Source organism: Amycolatopsis alkalitolerans (genome assembly GCF_006152065.1).
Lineage (GTDB): Bacteria > Actinomycetota > Actinomycetes > Mycobacteriales > Pseudonocardiaceae > Amycolatopsis_E > Amycolatopsis_E alkalitolerans.
The window spans coordinates 218,652-240,474 of sequence record NZ_VDFW01000004.1 but is presented as its reverse complement, the minus strand read 5'-3'; the positions used below and the strand labels follow the sequence as shown (position 1 = coordinate 240,474).

The window sequence follows — 21,823 nt, the reverse complement described above, 5'->3', positions numbered from 1 at the left end:
CGCACCTCGCTGGCGCTCGGTGCGGCATTCGCCGGGGGCGCAGTGCTGAATGATTCGCTCGCAAGCTCGCTCATGCGAGACCTTTCCGCTGCAACCCGGGGACCAGTTGCTTGCCCGCCAGCGGAACCAGGTCCACCTCGCGGTCCACCCCCGGCTCGAACCGGACGGACGTGCCGGCCGGGACGTCGAGCCGGTGCCCCCGCGCGGCGTCGCGGTCGAAGTCCAGGGCCGCGTTGGTCTCCGCGAAGTGGAAATGCGAGCCGACCTGCACGGGCCGGTCGCCGGTGTTGACCACGCGCAGCGTGATCCGCGGCCGGCCGGGGTTCAACTCGACCGGATCATCCGCCGGGATGATCTCTCCTGGGCGCATGCGAGCCCGGTGCTGATGCGGGAGATCCCGCGCCCCGCCGGTCCTCTGCCGCAGCGCTCCTGCGTCGCGCTCGCTCATGCGGTGCCTCCATCAGACGATCGGGTCGTGCACGGTCACGAGCTTCGTGCCGTCCGGGAACGTGGCTTCGACCTGCACGGCGTCGACCATCTCGGGGATTCCGGGCTGCACCTGGTCCCGCGAGAGAACATGGCGCCCGCCCGCGACGAGATCGGTGACGCTCGCCCCGTCGCGCGCGCCCTCGAGCACGTAGTCGGTGATCAGCGCGACCGCCTCGGGGTAGTTGAGCTTCACCCCGCGCTCGAGCCGGCGCCGCGCCACGTCGGCGGCGACGTGGACGAGCAGTTTGTCCCGTTCTTGAGGGCTGAGGTGCATGCGCTAGGTCTATCACCGCTCGCCCGCGCACGCGCCCCGCAGAAACACAGGATTTACACGCGAGAGGCCGTCCAGACTGAATCGTTCTCGTAATCGTGACCGAAACCACCGCTTCTTTCGATTGCGACCCGCGACGGGTAGGTGCATCGTTTGGTGATCCGTGCGACGAAGCGCGTACCCCGCGTGTCGCTCGCGCGAGTCGTGAACTTGAAGCATCTGTCGGGGAACGCGCGTCGAAAGGTCTCTTACCGTGACTACCTCAGCGCCTGCTGTCACCAACCAGGAAGACGGGTTCAGGCCCGGCTTGGAGGGCGTGGTCGCCTTCCGCACCGAAATCGCCGAACCCGACCGCAACGGGGGCGCTCTGCGCTACCGCGGTGTCGACATCGAGGACCTTGCCGGCAAGGTCAGCTTCGGTGACGTGTGGGGCCTGCTGGTCGATGCGAAGTTCGGCCATCCCCTCCCGCCCGCCGAGCCGTTCCCGCTGCCCGTGCACAGCGGGGACGTGCGGGTAGACGTGCAGGCCGCGCTCGCGATGGTCGCGCCGATCTGGGGTTTCCAGCCGCTGCTGGACGTCAGCGACGCCGAAGCCCGCGACAACCTGGCCCGCGCGTCGGTGATGGCACTGTCCTACGTCGCGCAGTCCGCGCGCGGTATCGGGGTCCCAGCCGTGCCGCAGGCGAGGGTCGACGAGGCGAAGACGATCACCGAGCGGTTCATGGTCCGCTGGCGTGGCGAGCCGGACCCGGCGCACGTCAAGGCCGTCGACGCGTACTGGGTGTCCGCCGCCGAGCACGGGCTCAACGCCTCCACGTTCACCGCCCGCGTGATCGCCTCCACCGGCGCCGACGTCGCCGCCGCCCTGTCCGGGGCGATCGGCGCGATGTCCGGCCCGCTGCACGGCGGCGCCCCCGCGCGGGTGCTGCCGATGATCGAAGAGGTCGAGCGCATCGGGGACGCGCGCAAGCTGGTGAAGACCATCCTCGACCGCAAGGAGCGGTTGATGGGCTTCGGCCACCGCGTCTACCGCGCGGAGGATCCGCGGGCCCGGGTGCTCCGCCGTACCTGCAAGGAACTGGGTGCCGAGCGGTACGAGGTCGCCCAAGCGCTCGAGCAGGCCGCGCTGGCGGAACTGCGCGAGCGGCGCCCCGACCGTCCTATCGAGACGAACGTCGAGTTCTGGGCCGCGGTGATCCTGGACTTCGCGAAGGTGCCGCCGCACATGATGCCCGCGATGTTCACCTCGGCCCGCACCGCGGGCTGGGCCGCGCACATCCTCGAGCAGAAGCGCACCGGCCGCCTGGTCCGCCCGTCGGCCGGTTACGTCGGCCCCGGCCCGCGGCAGCCACGGGAGGTCGAAGGCTGGGACAAGGTCAGCGGCTGACGTCCACCGAACGGTGGATCTGAGGTTCCACGGCTCGGGCGTCCCGCGGCGGGGCACCCGAGCCGCGTGCTCTGGGCATGACGGTCAGCGTGCGCGGCCTGCGCAAGGAGTACCCGGGGCAGGTCGCGGTCGACGGCATCGTCCTGCAGACCGCGAACGACGTGAGGCGGCCGACCGCCGGCGAGACGGTCCGGCATTTCGCCCGCTTCGATCCGGCTCCCCGCGCTCCCGCCGCACATCGGCGAGGCGACGGTGAAGACCCACCTGCTGCGCGTGTTCGGGAAGCTCGACGTTCCGACCGGACCGCGGCGGTGACCACCGCGACGGCCCGGGGGTTGCCGGGCTGATCCGGCGGGCAGAATATCGGCATGCTGCCCAGCACCGAGTTCTCCCTGCTCCGCCGCCTGGCCACGGAACAGTCCGCCGCGCGCGTGCCGTCGATCGTCGCCGCCGTGGTGCGGGACGGCGCGCTGCTGTGGTCGGGCGAACGAGGGTTCGTCGGGGACACGCCGCCCGACGACGACACGCAGTACCGGCTGGGCTCGATCACCAAGACCTTCGTCGCGGTGCTCGTCATGCGGCTGCGTGACGAGGGCAGGCTCGACCTCAACGACCCGCTCGACAAGCACGTGTCCGGTACCAGCTTCGGATCGTCGACAATCGCACAACTGTTGTCACACACCGGCGGGCTCACCTCCGAGTCACCCGGTTCCTGGTGGGAGCGCAGCGCCGGCGGTGACTGGGCGGCTTTGGCGGCAAGCCTCGCGCAGGACGCGGTGAAGAACCGGCCCGGCAGCCGGTTCCACTACTCCAACGTCGGGTACGGCGTGCTCGGCGAACTGGTGGCGCGCCACCGCGGGATGAGCTGGCTCGACGCGGCGCGAGCGGAGATCCTCGCCCCGCTCGGCATGTCACGCACCTCGCCACATCCCGAAGGCAGGCACGCGAGCGGGTACGCAGTGCACCCCTACGCCGATCTGCTGCTGCCCGAGCCCGCCCCCGACGCGGGCGCGATGGCACCGGCCGGTCAGCTGTGGTCCACCGTCACCGACCTCGCCCGCTGGACGGCGTTCGTCGGCGGGGACACGGCGGACGTCCTACGTCCGGAGACGATCGCGGAGATGCGCGCGGTCGCGACCGTCGACGACGGCGACTCGTGGACCGCAGGCTACGGCCTCGGCCTCCAGCTCGTGCGCCATCAGGGCCGGCGGCTGGCCGGGCACACCGGTTCCATGCCTGGCTTCCTGGCGACCTCGATGATCGACCCGACCACCGGCACCGGGGCCCTCGCGATGGCCAACACGACCTCGGGTCCCGCGCTGCTGTCGCTGGTCATCGACCTGATCGCGACGGCGGATGAGCAGGAGCCGAAGCTGCCGTCGCCGTGGCGGCCGTCCGAGGTCGACCGGTCCCTGCTCGCGCTGACCGGGCTGTGGCATTGGGGTCCGACGTCCTACCTCCTACGGCTGATCCCCGGCGGGATGTTCGACCTCCGCCCCGTGGCCAGCGGCCGCGCGTCCCGGTTCCGCCCCGTCGGACCGGACGAGTGGCTCGGACTCGACGGGTACTACGCGGGCGAAACCCTGCGGATCGGCCGCACCGCCGACGGCACCCCCAACCACCTGGACCTCGCCACCTTCATCTTCACCCGCACGCCGTACGACCCGGCCGCCCCGATCCCCGGCGGTGTCGACGAGCACGGCTGGCGCCCATGACAGACTGGGCGCATGACCGAGTTGACGATCCCCGCTGAACTCAAGCCCCGCGACGGGCGCTTCGGCTGCGGGCCCTCGAAGGTCCGGGCGGAGCAGCTCGCCAACCTCGCCTCCGAGGGGGCGAAGTACCTGGGCACATCCCACCGGCAGAAGCCGGTGAAGTCCCTGGTCGGGCGGGTACGCGCGGGATTGTCCGAGCTGTTCTCCCTGCCGGAGGGCTACGAGGTCGTGCTCGGCAACGGCGGCACCACGGCGTTCTGGGACGCCGCGGCGTTCGGCCTGGTGCGCGAGCGCGCGCAGCACTTCACGTACGGCGAGTTCTCCTCGAAGTTCGCCGCGGTGACCAAGGGCGCCCCGTTCCTGGCTGACTCGATCGTGGTCAAGTCGGAGCCGGGCAGCGCCCCCGAGATCGCCTACGAGCCGGGCGCGGACCTGGTCGGCTGGGCGCACAACGAGACCTCGACCGGCGTCGCCGTGCCGGTCCGGCGGCCCGCGGGCAGCGAGGGCGCGCTCGTCGCGATCGACGCGACCTCGGGCGCGGGTGGCCTGCCGGTCAAGGCCGAGGACTTCGACGTCTACTACTTCGCGCCCCAGAAGTCGTTCGCCTCGGACGGCGGCCTGTGGCTCGCGCTCATGTCCCCGGCGGCGATCGAGCGGGTCCGCGAAATCGGCGCGAGCGACCGGTGGATCCCGGAGTTCCTGTCGCTGACCACGGCGCTGGACAACTCGCGCAAGGACCAGACGTACAACACCCCCGCCGTCGCGACGCTGTTCCTGCTCGCCGACCAGATCGAGTGGATGCTCGGCAACGGCGGCCTCGAGTGGACCGTGGCGCGCACCAAGGACTCCTCGGACCGGCTGTACGAATGGGCCGAGCAGACCAGCTACACGGTGCCGTTCGTGAAGGACCCGGCGCTGCGCTCGCAGGTCGTCGGCACGGTCGACTTCATCGACGAGGTCGATGCCGCTGAGGTCGCGAAGGTGTTGCGCGCCAACGGCATCGTCGACGTGGAGCCGTACCGCAAGCTGGGCCGCAACCAGCTACGCGTCGGCATGTTCCCGGCGATCGAGCCCGGTGACATCACCGCGCTGATCAGCTGCATCGAGTTCGTGGTCGAGCGGCTTTCCGAGAAGTAGCAGCAGCGCCAGGCCCGGCGGGTCGCTCTCGGCGAGTGGGCAGAACTCCCTTGCCCGGGACCGGGGTGAGGCCCGGCAATTGGATGACGAAGTCTCGGCGCGCCTGCACCGTCAAGGCGACGCGCCGTCCTACCGTTGGCACTGGAAAGGTGAAGCCTGGAGGAGGCGGCTGATGCGTGCGCTGAGGGTTGTCGGGATACACGAGGACGGGAAGTCCATCGTGTGCGAAGACCCGGCGCGCCGCGAACGTTTTCTGCTTCCGGCCGATGAAAGACTGCGGGCGGCCGCGAGGGGGGACATCACCCGGCTCGGTCAGATCGAAATCGAGTTGGAGAGTCAGATGCGACCACGTGAGATCCAGGCCCGGATCCGGGCCGGCGAATCCGTGCAGCAGGTGGCGGCCTCCGCGGGCGTGCCCGAACAGCGCGTGGAACGGTTCGCGTATCCGGTGCTCCTCGAACGCTCGCGCATCGCGGAACTCGCGCAGAGCGCGCACCCGATCCGCGAGGACGGGCCGGACGTGCGAACTCTCGGCGAGGTCGTGGCGTACGCGTTCGGCGTGCGCGGCCAGGACTACGCGCACGCGGAATGGGACGCCTGGAAGGGCGACGACGGCAAGTGGGTCGTCGCGCTGGGCTGGCAGACCGGGCGCTCCGACATGCGCGCGCACTGGTCGTTCGCGCCGGGCGCGCACGGCGGCACGGTCACCGCGCTCGACGAGCACGCCGAGGACCTCCTCGATCCGCACCGCGCGCCACGCACCCTTCGCGCGGTCGAACCCGAGCCCTTGCCGGTCGCCGAGCCGGAGCAGCCCGAGTTGACCAGCGAGAAGCCCGAAGAGCCTGAGGCCGTCGCGCCGGAGCCGCCCGCCGAGCCCAAGCCCGAGCCGGAGCAGGCGTCGAAGCCCGCCCCGCCGGCAAAGCCGAAGGCCAAGAAGAACCATCCGGCCGTCCCGGCGTGGGAGGACGTCCTGCTCGGCGTCCGCTCGCAGCGCGGCTGACGCTCACAGCCCTTCGGCGAGCTTCTTCGGCGCGATCACGCGGTAGGCCTCGGTCACGATGGACTGGATCTCGGTCCAGTCCACGGGCACGTCGAGCCAAACCCCGAGCCAGCCGCGATGCCCGACGTACGGCGGCCGGAAGAACCGGTCCGGTTCCTGCGCGACGAGTTCCTCCTGCACGCCCGGCGGTGCGGCACACCAGAACGCCAGGCGCTCGTCGTGGTGATGGTTCGCGTACATGACGAAGGTCTTCTTGCCGCGGACGAACCAGGTCGGCTCGCCGTGGCTCAGTCGCTCCGTCGTCTCCGGCAGGGCCAGGCACAGCTTCCGCAACGAAACGAGCGGGTCCATGCGAGGATTGTCGCTCCGGTCAGCCCTGGTCCACAGGTGCGCGCCAGCGGATCTGTGGTTGCAGCGCCTCCGACTCGACGCGGTTCTTGTGGGTGGCGACGATGTCGAACAGGGACTCGAGCAGGGTGTCGCCGAGCAGGTGTGGCTGGAGACCGAGTTCGACCAGCCCGGTGTGCTTGACGTTGTAGTAATGCTCGGGCGCTTCGACACGGGGGTTGTCGAGGTGGTCGATGTGGACCGGCCCCGGGAAGGCTTCGGCGACGACGTCGGCGATCTGCGCGACGGACATGGCCTCCGTCATCTGGTTGAACACCCGGAACTCGCCGCGGGCGGCGGGGTGTTCGACGGCGAGGCGGATACATTCGACGGTGTCGCGGATGTCGATCAGACCGCGGGTCTGCCCGCCGCCGCCGTAGACGGTCAGCGGCTGGCCGAGGACGGCCTGGATGACGAAGCGGTTGAGCACGGTCCCGAACACGGCGTCGTAGTCCAGGCGGGTGGCGAGCCGTTCGTCGCGCGCGGTCTGCGGGGTCTGCTGCCCGTACACGACACCCTGGTTGAGGTCGGTGGCGCGCAGGCTCCAGACGCGGCAGGTGAACTCGATGTTGTGCGAGTCGTGCACCTTGCTCAGGTGGTAGAACGAGCCCGGTCGTTTCGGATAGAGCATCCGGTCGCGGCGGCCGTTGTGCTCGATCTCGAGCCAGCCTTCTTCGATGTCGATGTCCGGGGTGCCGTACTCACCCATCGTGCCCAGCTTGACCAGGTGAATGTCCGGGTCGGTCTCGGCGATCGCGAACAGCAGGTTCAGCGTGCCGATGACGTTGTTGTGCTGGGTGTAGACCGCATGGGCCCGGTCGATCATGGAATACGGCGCGGCGCGCTGCTCGGCGAAATGCACGATCGCCCCGGGCGCGAACTCCCGCACCGTGTCCAGGACGAACTCGGCGTCGAGCAGGTCTCCGACGTAGCACGCGAGCCGCCGGCCCGACACCTGTTCCCACGCGGTGACACGGGTTTCGAGATCGGCGATGGGAACCAGACTGTCGACGCCGAGCTCCTCGTCGTAGCCGCGACGGGCCAGGTTGTCCAGCACCGCGACGTCGTATCCCGCATCAGAGAGATGCAACGCGGTTGGCCAGCCGAGGTACCCGTCTCCGCCCAAGACCAGAACCCGCATAGAACCGTCCGCCTCCCCCTGTTCGGAATTTCCGTTCTGTCCGCGTGACTTTACCGAACGTGAACTTGACGTTTGTTAAGAGAAAGCCAAGAAGTTCCTGAGATCATTTTGAGAAAGCAACCCCGCCCGCCGCCGAGCCGGGGCGCGGGGAAAGATGAGCGCATGGCCACGGTTCTGCACGACGGCGGCCCACGAGTGCTGGGGCGGATCACGAGGGCACTGGCGAGTTCCGTACTGGCGACGGGGGTGTCCCAGATAACACTGCTCGCCCTGCTCGGCTGGGGGCATGCGAGCCCGGCACTGGCGAGCACGCTGGCCTTCCTCGCGGGCGCGGTGCCGAATTATCTGCTGAGCCGCCGCTGGGCGTGGGGACGCCGGGGCCGGCCCCGGATGGTCGGGGAGACGCTGCCGTATGTGGCGGTGATCGCCGCCGGCGGCCTCGCTTCGGTCGGCCTGACCACGTTCACCGGATGGCTGATCGGTCCGCTCGCGCTGCCGCACGTCTGGTCGGTCGTGGTGCTCGACGCCGCGTACCTTGCCAGCTACGTGGTGATCTTCGCGGTGAAGTTCGCGCTGCTGGACCGGGTGGTCTTCCGGATGTGGTCGCGCCACCAGGTGGAGAGCATGACCCGCGCGTAGTTCGCACCGTAGGCGACGTTGCGGCCCTTCTTGCTCTTGCCGGCCTTCCGCAGCCGCATCGTCATCGGCAGCTCCACCACCCGCGCGCCGCGGGCGAGCACCCCGAGCAGCAGTTCGGAGGACTGGTACTGGGGTTCGGCGAGGGTGACGTCGCGGGCGAGATCGGCGTGCATCGCGCGGAACCCGAACGAGGTGTCGGTCAGGTGGCGCCGGGTGAGGATCGACGCCAGCAGCGCGAACACCCGCACCCCCAGCCAGCGCAACCGGCTGTCGGCGTCCTCGTGGCCGAGGCGGCGAGAGCCCGTGACGAAGTCCGCAGTGCCCTCGAGCAGTGGCGCCAGCAGCGTGGGAAGCTCGCTGTTGTCATACTGGCCGTCGGCGTCGGTGGTGACCACGTACCGGGCCCCGAGCTCGGAAGCAAGCTGGTAGCCCAGCCGCAGCGCGGCGCCCTGCCCCCGGTTGCGCGGTGCGGCGCATACGTACGCGCCGTGCTCGGCGACGGCGGCGGTCGCGTCGGTGGCACCGTCCACCACGACGAGCACGTCCACGTCCATGCCGTGACTGGTGCGAGGCATGGCGTCCAGCACCGGCCCGAGCCCGTTCTCCTCGTTGTAGGCGGCGATCACGACGGTCACCTCCGCCAGCCGGGGTGTCCCGTACCGCTGGTGGAATGCCGCCAGGGACGCGCTGTCCACCGCATCCGGGAACGGATCGAGCTTCGGGTAGCGGGTGAGCGCGGTGAACCCGATCGCCCCGGCCAGCGGCAGCAGCACCAGGCCCGGTAGCTGGTAACGCCAGGAGAACTCGAACACCGCCGCGCCACCCAGCAGGACCAGCGCGCTGCCGGTGGTCAGCAGCGCCGCCCCGCGCAACCTTCCGCGGCGGCGCGCGAGCCCGGCGAGCCCGAGCAGCCCCGCGGCGGCCAGCAGCGGGCCCGGCGTGTAGCCGACGCTGAGCTGGTAACCGCGCAGGAAGCCCGCCAGCGCGGGATCGACGGAGGGATCGACACCGTCCAGCGGCCGGGTGACGCTGGACGCGTCGGTGAAGTCGAACGTCGGGTACGTCGTCTGGAACTGCCAGCGCTCCACCGGCACGTCATTGGGCGACGTGGTCTTCGACCAGGCGAACCCCTTCGCGAAGTCGCCCAGCACCTCCCGCGCGAAGTCCCAGGGCTGCGCGCGCACCACCGCCATCCCGAACTCGTGCATCAGCTGCTGCGACGTCTCCCCCGGGGGAACCGGCACCGGAGGCCATCCGGGCACCGTGTCGAGGTGCGCGTAGTAGTCGACTCCCTGACGCTGGCCGAGCGGTTCCGCCGGGCATAGCGCCCGCAGCGTGTCGTCCAGCTTCAACTCGCCGCAGTCGGCCACCACGGCGGCGCGGCCGTAGAGCACGTTGCCCGACGAGGTCGAGACCCCCCAGGACCCGGTCACCGAAGCGAAATACGCGGCGTAGCCGCCCACCACGAGCGCGCAACCGACCAGTCCCGCCGTGGTTCGTGCGGCGATGCGCCGCCAGCCCACCCGCAAGCCGCCGGCCAGCAGCAGGTACACGGCGAACGGCACGACCAGGGTGATCCCGATCAGCCGCACCAGCACCGCGAATCCCACCAGGAGCCCGGCCACACCGGCGCTCCGCCAGCCCGGCACACCGCGAGCGAGCAACAGCCACAGCACGGCGACGAGCAGCGCGTCGAACCACACCTCGGCCATGATGTTCTGCTCGATCTGCAGCTGGTAACCGTCCAGCAGCACCGGGACCGCGACCAGCGCCGCGACCCACGCCCTCGCGCCCAGCCGGCGGGCGAGGGCATACAGGGCCACTCCCAGCGCCAGCCCCAGCACATGCTGAACCGCGGCCACGAACGCCAGGTCACCCACCGCGAGCAGTGGCCGCAGGATCAGGTCGTAGCCGATCGGGTTGAGCTGATCGGGCCGCATCGCCGTCAGGTTTTCCAGGTAGCGAAACGAGTCGATGTACAGCAGTGCCGGTTGATAAGCCAGCCACACCAGCACTCGCAGCACGAGCCCGGCCACCAGCAGAACGGTGATGAGCCAGTGCCGCCGCAACGACGCCGTCATGCCGGTCCCGTTTCCCGGAAGTACTGCCAGGTGCTCGCCAGCCCGTCGGTCAGCCCGACCCGGGACCGGTAGCCGAGCGCCTCGGCGGCGCGGGAGGTATCCACGATCACGGCGGGCATCTCGCCCGCCGGCGCCTCGACGTGGTCGACCGGCAGCGGGCACGCGGTCGCCTCTCGCGCGGCCGCCACCAGTTCCAGCACGGACACCGACCGGCCCGACCCCACGATCGCCGTGCCGCTGTAGTCGGTCTCGACCGCGGCCAGCATCGCGGCGACCACGTCGTCGACGTGCACCAGATCGCGCCGCTGCCGGCCGTCCCCGTAAATCCGTACCCGGTCGCCGGACAGCGCGGCGCGCATCAGCCGCGGCACGAAACTGTCCTTATGCGACATTCCCGGGCCGTAGACGTTGGTCAACCGCAACGCGCACGTGCCCAGCCCGTACGCGCCCGCGTACCCGGACATGAGCATTTCGCATGCCGCCTTCGTCGCCCCGTACGGGGTAAGCGGCCGCAACGGCAGCTGTTCGTAGATCGTGCTCGTACCCACGTTGCCGGTCACCGCGTTCGTCGACGCGAGCACGAACCGCGCTACCGCCCGCTCCCGCGCCAGCTCGAGCAACCCCTGTGTCACCGCCACGTTGTCGTCGAAGGTGCGTACTGGGGCGTCCACCGACCCCAGCACCGACGTCACCGCCGCGAGATGCACGATCGCCGTCGTGCCGGGTGCCACGGCCTCGCGCCGCACCTCGGGGTCGGTGAGATCGCCGGCCACCGATCGCACGCCGGGAGTGTCGGGAAACGGCTCGCGGTCGGCCACCGTCACCGCCGCCCCGCGCTCGCACAGCGCGGCCACCACCGCACGGCCGATGAACCCGCTGCCACCGGTCACCACGACCCGGCGACCGAACCAGTCATCCGACATGCCCAGCAACCTAACCACCCACTCTGAGCACGCCCTCACCGGGACTTGTTCTGCGTTCTACAAGGCGTAGGCGAGGACCCCGAACCACGCGAGCACGCAGCCGGCCGCGGCGCCGAGGGCAAGCCAGCGCACGATCGGCAGGCGCCGCGCCAGCCACAGCGAAGGCGCCAGGCCCGCCGTGACCACGACCGCCGCCAGCAGCACCACCCAGCCCGCGGTCTCCTCCGCCAGCGCGGCGGCGAGCGCGAGCATCGCGGTGATCACCACGGTCGCGACGAACCCGGCGACCACGAGACCGGTACCCCAGGGGGTCGGCTCGTTCCCGATCTCCACTGGTCCGAACAACCGCCGGGCCAGCGTGGGTTCCGCCTGCTCCGCGGCGGCCGGCGGGACCACGACCACCTCGTCGGTCACCGGGTCGACGAAGTGGACCGGCGTGCCCATCACCGTCGCGACACGTCCGGCGAGTTGCTGACCGCGCCGCGAGACGACCGGTGCGGCTTCCCCCTGCTGCCCGCCCTTTTCGGCCGCGCGGCGGACGGCGGCGGCGACCCTCGCCCATTCGTGCAAGGCGTCGGCGAGTTCGGCACCGAGTGCGAGGCTGTGCGGATCGATCTCGCGCGCGTTCGCCCCACCGTGCCCTCTCAGCACGGCCCGCTCCCCGCGGATCCGCAGCTCCACGCGTGTGCCTCCCCATCCGGCCCGTTCGAATGCCAGTAACTTACCGCTCGGCGAACTCGTAGAACGCGACCGCGGCCGCGGTGGCGACGTTGAGCGAGTCCACCCCGTCGGCCATCGGGATCCGGACCGCCACGTCGGCCGCGGAAAGCGCTTCCTCGGACAGCCCGGGACCTTCCGAACCCAGGAGCAACGCGACCTTCCCACCGGCCGCGGCAAGATCACGCAGCCGCACGGAATCCGCCCTCGGCGTCAGGGCCGCCACGCGGAAACCGTTGCTCTTCACCAGTGCGAGCCCATCCGGCCACGGTTCGAGCGGCGCGAACGGGACCCGGAGGACGTTGCCCATCGACACCCGGACGCTCCGGCGGTACAGCGGATCGGAACAGCCGGGGCCGAGCACGACGCCGCCGACACCGAGCGCGGCCGCGTTGCGGAACAGCGCGCCCAGGTTCTCGTGGTCGCCGACCCCTTCGAGCACCGCTATGACGTTGGATGTCCTCAGCAGGTCCGCGACGGCGGGCCGTGGCGCCCGGTCGGCCACCGCGAGCACACCCCGGTTGAGGTGAAAGCCGACGATCTCGGCCATCACCTCGGCGGAACTGATGTACGCGGGCACGTCGACCCCGGCCAGATCCGGGGCCAGCTCGTCGATCCGGCGCTCGACGCCTAACAGTGACCGGACCGGGTAACCGGACGCGAGCAGGCGCCGGACGACGACCGTACCCTCGGCAATGACGAACCCGCGACCGCCGGGCCGGTCCGGCCGCCGGTCGGCTGTCGACAATTCACGAAAATCGTCGACACGCGGATCGCCGGCCTGCTCGACATGGATGCGTTGCGCCACAGGAACGAGTCTGGCCCCGGGGCGGTTGGACCGAACGAGGTGGGTACCGCTACGACGAACGGAGCATGATCTGCACGTGCGGAGCCCACCAACCGCCACAGCACCAGTTTGGCCGATAGCCCCCGCAGCCTTGTTGTGTAACTGTTGTCCGCCGGGCCAAACACCGCCCAAACCCCGCGATGGACCCGGACGAAAGAAGCAGGAGGCATGGGCCAGGATCTCTCGGCTGACGGCTTCACCCCACGCGACCGGGCCAAGTACCGTCGCAAGGTCCAACGGTGCCTCGACACGCTGGGCCGAATGCTCACCGACGGCGGATTCTCCTTTCCGCGAAGACACATCGGCCTCGAAGTCGAACTGAACCTCGTCGACGACGCGATGCGCCCGTCGATGACCAACCAGGAGGTCCTGGACGCACTGGACAATCCCTCGTTCACGACCGAACTCTCCCAGCACAACATCGAACTCAACGTGCCGCCGAGGCCGCTGGCCGGCGACTCGGCGATCGCGCTCGAACGCGATCTGCGCGACTACCTCGCCTCGGCCGCGGAGAAGGCCCGCGCGTCCAACGCGCGGCTGGCGATGATCGGAATCCTGCCGACACTCACCCACGACCATTTCGATCAGAAGTGGCTCACCAACAGCACCCGCTACACGATGCTCAACGACCAGATCTTCGCCGCCCGCGGGGAAGACGTGACGCTGTCCCTCGACGGCGCCGAGCTGGCGGGGCACGCGCCGGAACGGCTCCGCACCCATTCGGAGTCGATCCTGCCGGAGGCCGCCTGTACCTCGCTCCAGCTGCACCTCCAGGTCGCGCCGGAGGAGTTCGCCGCGCACTGGAACGCGGCGCAGTGCCTGGCGGGCGTGCAGGTGGCGATCGGCGCGAACTCGCCGTTCCTGCTCGGCAAGGCGCTGTGGCACGAAACGCGGATCCCGCTGTTCCTGCAGGCCACCGACACGCGCCCGGAGGAGCTCAAGAACCAGGGTGTGCGGCCGCGGGTGTGGTTCGGCGAGCGCTGGATCACGTCGATCTTCGATCTGTTCGAGGAGAACGTCCGCTACTTCCCCGGCCTGCTGCCCGAGACCGACGAAGAGGATCCGGTCGACACCCTCGATTCCGGGCAGGCGCCGAAGCTCGCCGAACTGCGGCTGCACAACGGAACCGTGTGGCGCTGGAACCGCCCGGTCTACGACCTGGTGGCCGGGAAACCGCATCTGCGCATCGAGAACCGCGTGCTGCCGGCCGGCCCGACGGTGCTCGACATGATGGCGAACGCCGCGTTCTTCTACGGCGCCCAGCGCGCGCTCGCCGAAGCCGAACGTCCTCTTTGGACACGAATGTCGTTCCAGGCGGCCGAGGAGAACCTGTACGCGGGCGCGCGCAACGGGTTCGACGCGCAGCTGTACTGGCCGGGCATCGGCTGGATCCCGCCCGACGAACTGACCCTGCGCGTGCTGCTGCCGCTGGCGTACGGGGGCCTGCGCACCGCGGACGTGTCCGAGGAGTCCATCAACCGGTATCTGGGCGTGATCGAGCAGCGTTGCCTCGCCAAACGCAACGGCGCTTCATGGCAGCGAGAGGCGGTGGAACTCGCGCAGCGGCACGGCTGCGACCGCGACGCGGCCCTCGCCCGGATGTTCTCCCGCTATCTCACACTTGCCGCCACCGAGCAACCCGTACACACCTGGCCGGTTGATTAGGCTAGCCTAACCGCGGGTACTCCCTTACGCTCGGATCATGGCGGCTCCCGTGACAGCGGCGTACACCCCGTTTTCCACGAAACTGCGCGAGTCCACTCGGGACGTGCACGAACGCGCGCACAACTCGGCGTTCATGGACGCGTTGTTCGGCAGCAGGCTCGCGCTGCCGGCGTACGCCAGCCTCGTGGCCCAGTACCACTTCATCTACCAGGCGATCGAAGAAGCCTCCGACGCCCATGCTGGCGACCCGGTCGGCGGCGCGTTCGTGTTCGACGAGTTGCGGCGCGTCCCCGCGCTCGCCGCGGATCTGGAGTTCTTCCTCGGGCCGGGCTGGGCCGGGCGGATCGAGCCGGTCCCGGCGACGCTGGACTACGTCCGTCGCATCCGAACGGTCGCGTTCGACTGGCCCGGCGGTTACGTAGCGCATCACTACACCCGGTACCTCGGCGATCTCGCCGGTGGCCAGGCGGTGCGGGGCCTGCTCGCGCGCACGTACGGCGTCGAGGGGCCCGGTGCGCTCTTCTACCACTTCGACCTCGAAAGCGTCCCGGCCTTCCGCAAGCGCTATCGCGGCCTGCTCGACGAAGCACCGTGGGACGAAGCCGAACGGCAGCGCATCGTCACCGAGACGCTCGTCGCCTTCGAGTTCAACGTCGCGGTGCTCGCCGACCTCGCCGCCGAAGCCGGCGCGTGATCACCCGCACACGCGGATTGACCTGAAGCAAACTGGAGATTGCAGGCTTGCGGCGGGTATCTTCCCGGGGTTTGGCACGCTCCGTCCCCGGTTAGCCACCCGATACGGTTGCTACTAGGTTGGTAGCGCAGGGATTTTGCGCACACGAAGAAGGAGGGCTGATGGCCCGGTACGAGCTTCCCGATCTGGACTACGACTACGGCGCCCTGGCTCCGCACATCTCCGCTCAGATCAACGAGCTGCACCACAGCAAGCACCACGCCGCCTACGTCAAGGGCGCGAACGACACCCTGGACAAGCTCGCCGACGCGCGCGACAAGGGCGACTTCGGTTCGATCGTCGGGTTGGAGACCACGCTGGCCTTCAACCTGGCCGGCCACGCGAACCACGTCGTGTGGTGGAAGATCCTCTCCCCCGAGGGCGGCGACAAGCCGACCGGCGAGCTCGCGCAGGCGATCGACGACGCGTTCGGCTCCTGGGACAAGTTCCAGGCGCAGTTCACCGCGGTCGCCACCACGATCCAGGGCAACGGCTGGGCCGCGCTGTCGTGGGACCCGGTCGGCAAGACGCTGATCACCCAGCAGCTGCGCGACCATCACAACAACCTGATCCTGCCGACCGTCCCGATTCTGCTCGTGGACGTGTGGGAGCACGCGTTCTACCTGGACTACAAGAACGTCAAGGCGGACTACGTCAAGGCGCTCTGGAACATCTACAACTGGGCCGAGGTCAGCAAGCGGTTCGACAACGCCGTCTCCGGCGGCAACGGCCTGCTGCTGTAGAAACACGACTACGGCAACGGGGTCCTTCCGATCGGGAAGGGCCCCGTTTCTTGCCGCCGGCAGGACTTGACCTCGACTTGACTCGAAGTCCTAGCGTCGTCGCCATGGCATCGACGGCGATCGCGGGCACGCGGCACGGGCCTCGCGCGATGCGGGCGACACTGCTCGGCGTCAGCACCATGACGATCATGGCGAGCGCCACGATCACGCCCGCCCTACCGGAGACGGAGCGGCATTTCGCCGCCCAGCCGCAGGCCGAACTGCTCGTCCGCCTGGTCCTCACCCTGCCGGGCCTGGCGATCATGCTCTCCGCACCGCCGCTCGCGCGGCTGAGCGTGCGGTGGGCCGGGTCCGGGTGCTCGCGGCGTGCCTGGGGCTCTACCTCGTGGGCGGCGGCTCAGGTCTGGTGCTGGACTGGCTCCCGGGGCTGCTCGCCGGACGGTCCGTGCTCGGCATCGGTATCGCCGGGATCATGACCACCTCGACCGCGCTACTGGCCGACCTGCACGAGCCCGAACAGCACAGCCGCGTGCTCGGCTGGCAGGGCGCGGCGATGGGTTTCGGCGGCGTGGTCGCGCTGCTGCTCGGCGGGCTGCTGGCGGCGCTCAGCTGGCGCGGGCCGTTCGGGATCTACCTGCTGGCGCTGCCGTTCGTGGTCCTGGTGCTGCGCTACGTGCCGGAGCCCGGCGTGCGCCACGCCGCCACCGGAAACGTGGACGCGAACCCGTGGACGCCCCGGTTGCTCGGCCTGTACGCCATGATGTTCGTCGGGATCGTGGTGTTCTACACCGTCCCGACGCAGGCGCCGTTCTGGCTGGCGGAGGTCGGCGGTGCCGGGCCCGCGGTGACCGGGGCGCTGATCGCGGCGGTGAACCTGGTGATGACGCTGGTCGGGCTCACCTTCGGGCGCTTGCGTGCCCGCTGGGATTTCCCCAGGCTCGCGGCCGCCCTGTTCGCCGCCTACGCCGTCGGACTGATCGTGATCGGGTTGGCGGGATCGCTGTGGGTGACGGCGCTGGGCATGCTCGTGGTGGGCCTCGGAATCGGGCTGCAGAACCCGACCATGAACGGGTGGGTGGTCGCCTCGGTCGCGCCCGGCGCCCGCACCCGCGCGCTCGGCTTCCTGACCTCGGCGCTGTTCCTGGGCCAGTTCGGCTCGCCGCTGCTCGCGCAGCCGGTGATCGGCTCGGCCGGGCTCGGCGGCACGTTCGCCTTCGCCGGTCTGCTCGGCGCGCCCGTCGCGATACTGCTGGCCGTCGCCGGGCTGCGGCGCCGCGGGGCTTGACCTCGACCCTGGTCGAGGTGCGAATGTACCGGTATGGATGTCGATGGCTATCTCGCCCGGATCGGCGCCGCCCGGCCGTCCGCGCCGACCGCGGAAGCGCTGGCGGACCTGCATGAGCGCCACGTCACGACGGTTCCCTTCGAGAACCTCAGCGTGCACCTGCGGGAGCCGATCGTCCTCGACGAGGAGAAGCTGGTCGAGAAGATCGTCCGGCGGCGGCGCGGCGGGTTCTGCTACGAACTGAACGGGGCGTTCGCGGCTTTGCTGCGGGAACTGGGGTTCGCGGTCTCGCTGCTGCCCGCGCGCGTTTCGAGGGGCGGCGACGGGTTCGGCGCGCCGTTCGATCACCTGACGTTGCGCGTCGACCTCGACGAACCGTGGCTGGCGGACGTCGGCTTCGGCCGGTTCGCGCGGCGGCCGTTGCGGTTGGCCGCATGCGAGCCACAGGCCGACGCCGAAGGCGAGTTCATGCTCCTCGACGCCGCGGGCGGAGACATCGACGTCCGGCACAACGGTGAGCCCGCGTACCGGCTCGAGCAGCGGGCGCGGGAGCTCGAGGACTTCGTGCCGTCCTGCTGGTGGCAGGCGACGTCCCCGGACTCGCATTTCACCCAGGGTCTGCTGTGCACGCTCCCGACGAGTTCGGGCCGGGTGACCCTGACCGGCGACCAGCTGATCGAGACGGTGGACGGGAAGCGGGTCGAGCGGGAGCTCTCGCCGGACGAGGTCCTCGAGGCGTACCGGACGTATTTCGGGATCTCCCTGGAGACGGCTCCCGTCGCCGGGGCTTTCGGCTGACCGGGCCCCGCCACCGGAATCTCTCCCGGCGACGGGGCCCGCCCGTTCCCGAACTGACTGCCGCTCCCACCACGAAGCGGACAAGATGAGGTTAGCCTAACCTCATCTTGTCGCGCAAGGGGAACGCCACCGCCCTGATCGAGTGACCCGACCGGTAGGTAACCTGCCGGGCGTGAAGACGTCGACCGTACTGGGGATCGTGCTGGCGGTGCTCTTCTCGTTCGCCGGCGTCGCCACCGCCGCGGGTTACCTGTGGGCCCAGGCCGACAGCGACCATCCTCCCGCCGCCCGCGCGCTGCCCGCCCAATGGCCGTCCAACGGTGGCACGGCGTTGCGCCCGGTGCCGATGCCGACCGGTGAGATGGTGACCGCTCTCCCGCCGGACACCGCCGGGCAGGTGCTCTGCCAGTCCCTGAGCCTGGCGCGGTGGGAGGCGCTCCTCGGCGGCAAGGCACTCCGCGAAGTCCGCGGCGCGGACTGCCACATCGTCACGACGACCACGGACATCACGCTCGCCCTCGACTCCGGCCCGGCGAACCTGCAGGAGCCGCGCGAAACCGAGGTCGCGGGACATACCGCTCAGCTCGAATACCTGCCGCCCAAGGTCAGCAGCCGGCTCGACGTGCGGCTCGCCGACGCCCCGGGATCCAGCCAGATCAAGCCGTACCTGCGGGTCGAACTACGCGGCGACGCACCGGCACTCGACACGCTGGCCGAGTCCATCGCGTCGGAAGTCGTGGCGGCCACGACGAAACCCGGTCCCGCGCTCCCGCCGGTCCGCGAGAACGGTTCGATCCCCCTCGAGCGTCCGGCGCCGACCGCGATCGCCGACCTGCCGTTGCCGATGATCTCGTGGCAGCTGTGCGCGGCGCTGACCCGCGAACTCGGTGGCACGGCCCGCCCCTACATCGACGGGCGCTGCATGGTGCGCGGTGTCCAGGCCGCGTATACCGACACCGTGTCACCGCGCGCTTTCCCGCTCAGCCTCGCCGGGCGGCCGGCGCTGATCACGGACAACCTCGTCGCGGTGCGGTTGACCGACGGCACCTCACAGGAACTCGCGTTCACCGGCGACCGGCGCTCGCTGGAGAAGATCGCCCGGGCGGTGCTCCCCCGCCTGCTCGGGCACTAGTGTTTCGTGATCTTGTTGTCTTTGCGCGCGGGTGTGTTTGTTTGCCAGGGTGCTGAGTTGGCCCTCGGCGTCGCTGAGTTGGCTCGGGGCGTTATCGAGTTGGCCGGCCGCTGTCGCCGGGGGCACAGTCAGCGACCGGACCAGCCAACTCGACACCGCAGCGGACAAACCCACCGACCCTACGGGCAAACACGGCAACGTAAACCGGGCAGGATCACACGACACTAGGGAGCCCGCGAAAGCCGGACTCACCCGCGGCGGAAGCCCAACTCGCGGATGGACTGGGCGAGGGCGGGGGGTGCGGCGAGCAGGCCGCCATCGCCTGCGGCGGGTAGGACGGTCTCGCGGCCGTCGCGGCCCAGCACCGCGCATCCCGCCTCGCGACAGAGCAGGACCCCGGCGAGGACGTCCAAAGTGGAGTATCCGCCGAGCACCACCGCTGACGCGCGCCCCGCCGCGACGCTGGCCAGCGACAGCGCCGACGAACCGAGCACCCTCGTCGTGCACTGCTCGGCCGCCAGCGCCGCGAGAAGCTCGTTCTGCCCCGGCCAAGGCCGCCAGGCGGCCCATTCGGTCAGCACCAGCGCCCCGGGCAACTCGCGGGTGTCCGCGCACCGGATCGGCCTGCCGTCGAGCCGGGCGCCGCCGCCCCGCGACGCGCCGAACACCTCGCCGCGCGACGGGTCGGCCACCACTCCGGCGAGCGCGCCCGCCGAGTCCGCGACCGCAAGGCTGAACGACGACCACGGCAGGCCGTGCGCGAAGTTCGTCGTGCCATCGACCGGATCGACGTACCAGGTCGGCTCCCCGCCACCGCTCGTGCCGTACTCCTCACCGACGATCCGGTGCCCGGGGTAGCGTTCGGCGATCCTCGCCCGCACCTCGCGTTCCACGTCGAGGTCGGTCTCGGTCACGAAGTCCGCGGGCCCGCTCTTCGTGGACACCGTCGCGGGCCGCCGCTGCCGGATCCGGTCGACCGCCCACAGCGCGAGTTCCTCCGCGAAGTACAGGTACTCGCTCACTCGCCTTCCTCCCGCAGCGAGAGGAAGTGCCGCAGCCGGTTGGTGATCACCGCGTCCACCCCCATTTCGAGCATCCGCGCCATGTTGCTCGGGCTGTCCACAGTCCAGGTCGACACGCGCAGCGCGAGTTCGTGCATACGCTCGACCACCTCCCGCGTCAGCAGCGTCCACTGTGGATTGAAGAACTCCGGCTTCAGTTCGGCCAGCAACTCCGCCGCCGGTAACTCCGGCTCGTTCCACGACAGCGCGATCCGCGCCTCGGGCCACCGCTTCCGCACCCGCCGCAGGCTGTCCAGGTGCCCGGCGAACACCGTCCGGTCGAAAGCGTCGTAGCGGGCGACGATCTCCGCCGTGGGTTCCGCGGCGGCGGGCACCGGCAGGTCCGCCATCAGCCCGCCGTCACCCGCGACCAGCAGGCGCATCACCTGCTCGAAGCCGGGAATCTCGTACCGCCCGTGCCGGTTCCGCCTCAGTTCGGCGAAGTCGGCGTCGGCGACCGGCACATCACGGGCCCACAGCCGGGTCAGCGTGCGGTCGTGCAGCAGGACGACCGTTCCGTCGCGGGTAAGCGCGAGATCGATCTCCACGAGGTCGGCGCCCTGTTCCAGGGCGGCGAGCACCGCGGGCACGGTGTTCTCACGATGTCCGTGCGGATCGCCGCGGTGCGCGATCGCGAGCGTGCTCATACGAGCCGCCCTTCGCGGTAGACGAGCGCCCGCGCAAACCGGACGCGCGGCTCTCGCAGCGCGAAATCCGGGGCCACGAAGGCCCGGAGCCGCAGGGTTCCCACTTCGACGACGACCTCCTTGTAGTGCCCGCGGGGCAGTTCGCGCACGACGCTCCCCGCGGGCCCCGGCCCGTCCGGGGTGAGCCGCACATCCTCCGGCCGCACCCGGATCTCCACGGGTTCGGCCACCGTTCGGCCGATGCCGGCGCATGGGACGGTCAGGCCGTCCACCAGGATTCCCGCCTCGGCGGGTGTGCCGGTGAACGTGTTCATCGTGCCGAGGAACTCCGCCACGAACCCGGTCTCCGGGCGGGCGTACAGATCCGCGCCACCGGCGTACTGCTCGACCGCACCCGCGTTCATCACCGCGATCCGGTCCGAAATGGACAGCGCCTCGTCCTGATCGTGGGTGACCACGACCGTCGTGATACCCAGCCGCTGCTGGATCTCGCGGATGTCGTCACGGACCTTGACCCGCAGCTTCGCATCCAGATTGGACAGTGGTTCGTCGAGTAGCAGCACCTTCGGTTCGAGCACCAGCGCCCGCGCCAGCGCGACCCGTTGCTGCTCGCCGCCGGAGATCGCGTGCGGTGACGAGTGCACGTGATGGGTCAGGTTCACCAGGCCGAGCGCGTGCTCCACCCGCTCGGCGATCTCGCGCTTCGGCAGCTTCCGCAGTTTCAGTCCGAACGCGACATTCCGGAACACCGACATATGCGGCCACAGCGCGTAGTTCTGGAACACCATCGCGGTGGGCCGCCGTTCGGGCGGGTCGGCGGTGACGTCCTTGTCGCCGATCAGGATCCGGCCGGAATCGGGTCGCAGGAACCCGCCGATCATCCGCAGCGTCGTGGTCTTCCCGCAGCCGGACGGGCCGAGCAGGCACACCAGTTCGCCCGCCTCCACCTTGAGATCCAGCCCGGGGATGATGCGCCGGCCACCGAGTTCCTTCGTGACACCGGTCAGGGTCAGTGCGGCCATTTC

23 protein-coding genes and 1 pseudogene are annotated in these 21,823 nt (G+C 70.1%); 13 read left to right on the top strand and 11 right to left on the bottom strand.

Going from position 1 to position 21,823, the window contains the following annotated elements; genetic code table 11:
* Positions 1-70 precede the first annotated feature (70 nt).
* Positions 71-370: an urease subunit beta gene (locus FG385_RS07090; protein WP_139095899.1), complete on the bottom strand. Its 300-nt coding sequence runs from the start codon at positions 368-370 to the stop codon at positions 71-73.
* 90 nt (positions 371-460) lie between these two features.
* Complete coding sequence (locus tag FG385_RS07085; RefSeq protein WP_139095797.1) at positions 461-763, bottom strand: urease subunit gamma; 303 nt, start codon at positions 761-763, stop codon at positions 461-463.
* Between the two features lie 250 nt (positions 764-1,013).
* Between FG385_RS07085 and FG385_RS07080 the strand changes: the two genes are divergently transcribed.
* The 5 genes and pseudogenes from FG385_RS07080 (at position 1,014) to sepH (ending at position 5,999) form a co-directional block, all read left to right on the top strand.
* A complete protein-coding gene (locus FG385_RS07080; protein WP_139095796.1) occupies positions 1,014-2,147 on the top strand; it encodes a citrate synthase 2 in 1,134 nt (377 codons plus the stop codon).
* A gap of 234 nt (positions 2,148-2,381) precedes the next feature.
* Positions 2,382-2,494, top strand: a pseudogene (locus FG385_RS07075) (DNA-binding response regulator); the annotation flags it as partial.
* A gap of 21 nt (positions 2,495-2,515) precedes the next feature.
* Positions 2,516-3,862 carry a serine hydrolase domain-containing protein gene (locus FG385_RS07070; RefSeq protein WP_139095795.1) on the top strand — a complete coding sequence of 449 codons (1,347 nt, stop codon included), beginning with the start codon at positions 2,516-2,518 and terminating at the stop codon, positions 3,860-3,862.
* 12 nt (positions 3,863-3,874) lie between these two features.
* Positions 3,875-4,999 carry a phosphoserine transaminase gene (gene serC, locus FG385_RS07065; RefSeq protein ID WP_139095794.1) on the top strand — a complete coding sequence of 375 codons (1,125 nt, stop codon included), beginning with the start codon at positions 3,875-3,877 and terminating at the stop codon, positions 4,997-4,999.
* A gap of 172 nt (positions 5,000-5,171) precedes the next feature.
* The gene (sepH, locus tag FG385_RS07060; RefSeq protein ID WP_139095793.1) at positions 5,172-5,999 is read left to right on the top strand and encodes a septation protein SepH; all 828 of its coding nucleotides are present in this window, start codon (positions 5,172-5,174) and stop codon (positions 5,997-5,999) included.
* 3 nt (positions 6,000-6,002) lie between these two features.
* Here the strand turns inward: sepH and FG385_RS07055 are convergent, their stop codons facing one another.
* Both FG385_RS07055 and FG385_RS07050 read right to left on the bottom strand, forming a co-directional pair.
* Positions 6,003-6,350 (bottom strand): MmcQ/YjbR family DNA-binding protein, encoded by a 348-nt coding sequence (locus tag FG385_RS07055; protein ID WP_139095792.1) that lies wholly within the window; start codon positions 6,348-6,350, stop codon positions 6,003-6,005.
* A 19-nt stretch (positions 6,351-6,369) separates the two neighbouring features.
* Entirely contained in the window at positions 6,370-7,527 is a 1,158-nt protein-coding gene (locus tag FG385_RS07050) for an NAD-dependent epimerase/dehydratase family protein (RefSeq protein ID WP_139095791.1), read from the bottom strand.
* A gap of 162 nt (positions 7,528-7,689) precedes the next feature.
* On the opposite strand from FG385_RS07050, the gene FG385_RS07045 reads away from it, so the two are divergent.
* Positions 7,690-8,166 (top strand): GtrA family protein, encoded by a 477-nt coding sequence (locus tag FG385_RS07045; RefSeq protein ID WP_139095790.1) that lies wholly within the window; start codon positions 7,690-7,692, stop codon positions 8,164-8,166.
* Here the strand turns inward: FG385_RS07045 and FG385_RS07040 are convergent.
* Genes FG385_RS07040 through FG385_RS07025 form a run of 4 tightly spaced genes read right to left on the bottom strand, consistent with a single transcriptional unit; the run spans position 8,070 to position 12,695 of the window.
* Entirely contained in the window at positions 8,070-10,247 is a 2,178-nt protein-coding gene (locus FG385_RS07040; RefSeq protein WP_139095789.1) for a glycosyltransferase family 2 protein, read from the bottom strand. The two genes, FG385_RS07045 and FG385_RS07040, sit on opposite strands and share 97 nt — an antisense overlap.
* A complete protein-coding gene (locus tag FG385_RS07035) occupies positions 10,244-11,170 on the bottom strand; it encodes an NAD-dependent epimerase/dehydratase family protein (protein WP_139095788.1) in 927 nt (308 codons plus the stop codon). Before FG385_RS07035 ends, FG385_RS07040 begins: the two co-directional genes overlap by 4 nt.
* Before the next feature lie 57 nt (positions 11,171-11,227).
* On the bottom strand, positions 11,228-11,851 hold the full coding sequence (locus FG385_RS07030) for a DUF2537 domain-containing protein (RefSeq protein WP_139095787.1): 624 nt from the start codon (positions 11,849-11,851) through the stop codon (positions 11,228-11,230).
* Positions 11,852-11,891: 40 nt separating this feature from the next.
* Positions 11,892-12,695 (bottom strand): TrmH family RNA methyltransferase, encoded by an 804-nt coding sequence (locus FG385_RS07025; protein ID WP_139095786.1) that lies wholly within the window; start codon positions 12,693-12,695, stop codon positions 11,892-11,894.
* A gap of 207 nt (positions 12,696-12,902) precedes the next feature.
* Between FG385_RS07025 and FG385_RS07020 the strand changes: the two genes are divergently transcribed.
* The 7 genes from FG385_RS07020 (at position 12,903) to FG385_RS06995 (ending at position 19,090) form a co-directional block, all read left to right on the top strand.
* Complete coding sequence (locus FG385_RS07020; RefSeq protein ID WP_139095785.1) at positions 12,903-14,399, top strand: glutamate--cysteine ligase family protein; 1,497 nt, start codon at positions 12,903-12,905, stop codon at positions 14,397-14,399.
* A gap of 37 nt (positions 14,400-14,436) precedes the next feature.
* Positions 14,437-15,093, top strand: coding sequence for a biliverdin-producing heme oxygenase (locus FG385_RS07015; RefSeq protein ID WP_139095784.1), 657 nt, complete (start codon positions 14,437-14,439; stop codon positions 15,091-15,093).
* Between the two features lie 161 nt (positions 15,094-15,254).
* Entirely contained in the window at positions 15,255-15,875 is a 621-nt protein-coding gene (locus FG385_RS07010) for a superoxide dismutase (RefSeq protein WP_139095783.1), read from the top strand.
* A 104-nt stretch (positions 15,876-15,979) separates the two neighbouring features.
* A complete protein-coding gene (locus FG385_RS34715; protein ID WP_235022425.1) occupies positions 15,980-16,351 on the top strand; it encodes a hypothetical protein in 372 nt (123 codons plus the stop codon).
* Positions 16,246-17,160, top strand: a complete 915-nt coding sequence (locus FG385_RS07005; RefSeq protein ID WP_235022434.1) for an MFS transporter — start codon at positions 16,246-16,248, stop codon at positions 17,158-17,160. Before FG385_RS34715 ends, FG385_RS07005 begins: the two co-directional genes overlap by 106 nt.
* Positions 17,161-17,193: 33 nt before the next feature.
* Complete coding sequence (locus FG385_RS07000; protein WP_139095782.1) at positions 17,194-17,958, top strand: arylamine N-acetyltransferase family protein; 765 nt, start codon at positions 17,194-17,196, stop codon at positions 17,956-17,958.
* A gap of 172 nt (positions 17,959-18,130) precedes the next feature.
* Positions 18,131-19,090, top strand: a complete 960-nt coding sequence (locus FG385_RS06995; RefSeq protein ID WP_139095781.1) for a hypothetical protein — start codon at positions 18,131-18,133, stop codon at positions 19,088-19,090.
* Between the two features lie 248 nt (positions 19,091-19,338).
* On the opposite strand, the gene FG385_RS06990 is transcribed toward FG385_RS06995, so the two are convergent.
* From FG385_RS06990 to FG385_RS06980, 3 genes are read right to left on the bottom strand one after another with little or no spacing between them, the layout of a single operon-like run.
* On the bottom strand, positions 19,339-20,112 hold the full coding sequence (locus FG385_RS06990) for an inositol monophosphatase family protein (protein WP_139095780.1): 774 nt from the start codon (positions 20,110-20,112) through the stop codon (positions 19,339-19,341).
* Positions 20,109-20,798 carry a glycerophosphodiester phosphodiesterase gene (locus FG385_RS06985; RefSeq protein ID WP_139095779.1) on the bottom strand — a complete coding sequence of 230 codons (690 nt, stop codon included), beginning with the start codon at positions 20,796-20,798 and terminating at the stop codon, positions 20,109-20,111. Before FG385_RS06985 ends, FG385_RS06990 begins: the two co-directional genes overlap by 4 nt.
* Entirely contained in the window at positions 20,795-21,820 is a 1,026-nt protein-coding gene (locus tag FG385_RS06980) for an ABC transporter ATP-binding protein (protein WP_139095778.1), read from the bottom strand. The genes FG385_RS06985 and FG385_RS06980 overlap by 4 nt, the downstream gene beginning before the upstream one ends.
* Between the last annotated feature and the right edge of the window lie 3 nt (positions 21,821-21,823).

Bases quoted from the DNA above. Each gene is read 5' to 3' on its own strand.
- FG385_RS07090 (WP_139095899.1), bottom strand. From the start codon at position 370: ATGCGCCCAGGAGAGATCATCCCGGCGGATGATCCGGTCGAGTTGAAC.
- FG385_RS07085 (WP_139095797.1), bottom strand. From the start codon at position 763: ATGCACCTCAGCCCTCAAGAACGGGACAAACTGCTCGTCCACGTCGCC.
- FG385_RS07070 (WP_139095795.1), top strand. From the start codon at position 2,516: ATGCTGCCCAGCACCGAGTTCTCCCTGCTCCGCCGCCTGGCCACGGAA.
- serC (WP_139095794.1), top strand. From the start codon at position 3,875: ATGACCGAGTTGACGATCCCCGCTGAACTCAAGCCCCGCGACGGGCGC.
- sepH (WP_139095793.1), top strand. From the start codon at position 5,172: ATGCGTGCGCTGAGGGTTGTCGGGATACACGAGGACGGGAAGTCCATC.
- FG385_RS07055 (WP_139095792.1), bottom strand. From the start codon at position 6,350: ATGGACCCGCTCGTTTCGTTGCGGAAGCTGTGCCTGGCCCTGCCGGAG.
- FG385_RS07050 (WP_139095791.1), bottom strand. From the start codon at position 7,527: ATGCGGGTTCTGGTCTTGGGCGGAGACGGGTACCTCGGCTGGCCAACC.
- FG385_RS07045 (WP_139095790.1), top strand. From the start codon at position 7,690: ATGGCCACGGTTCTGCACGACGGCGGCCCACGAGTGCTGGGGCGGATC.
- FG385_RS07040 (WP_139095789.1), bottom strand. From the start codon at position 10,247: ATGACGGCGTCGTTGCGGCGGCACTGGCTCATCACCGTTCTGCTGGTG.
- FG385_RS07035 (WP_139095788.1), bottom strand. From the start codon at position 11,170: ATGTCGGATGACTGGTTCGGTCGCCGGGTCGTGGTGACCGGTGGCAGC.
- FG385_RS07020 (WP_139095785.1), top strand. From the start codon at position 12,903: ATGGGCCAGGATCTCTCGGCTGACGGCTTCACCCCACGCGACCGGGCC.
- FG385_RS07015 (WP_139095784.1), top strand. From the start codon at position 14,437: ATGGCGGCTCCCGTGACAGCGGCGTACACCCCGTTTTCCACGAAACTG.
- FG385_RS07010 (WP_139095783.1), top strand. From the start codon at position 15,255: ATGGCCCGGTACGAGCTTCCCGATCTGGACTACGACTACGGCGCCCTG.
- FG385_RS34715 (WP_235022425.1), top strand. From the start codon at position 15,980: ATGGCATCGACGGCGATCGCGGGCACGCGGCACGGGCCTCGCGCGATG.
- FG385_RS07000 (WP_139095782.1), top strand. From the start codon at position 17,194: ATGGATGTCGATGGCTATCTCGCCCGGATCGGCGCCGCCCGGCCGTCC.
- FG385_RS06985 (WP_139095779.1), bottom strand. From the start codon at position 20,798: ATGAGCACGCTCGCGATCGCGCACCGCGGCGATCCGCACGGACATCGT.
- FG385_RS06980 (WP_139095778.1), bottom strand. From the start codon at position 21,820: ATGGCCGCACTGACCCTGACCGGTGTCACGAAGGAACTCGGTGGCCGG.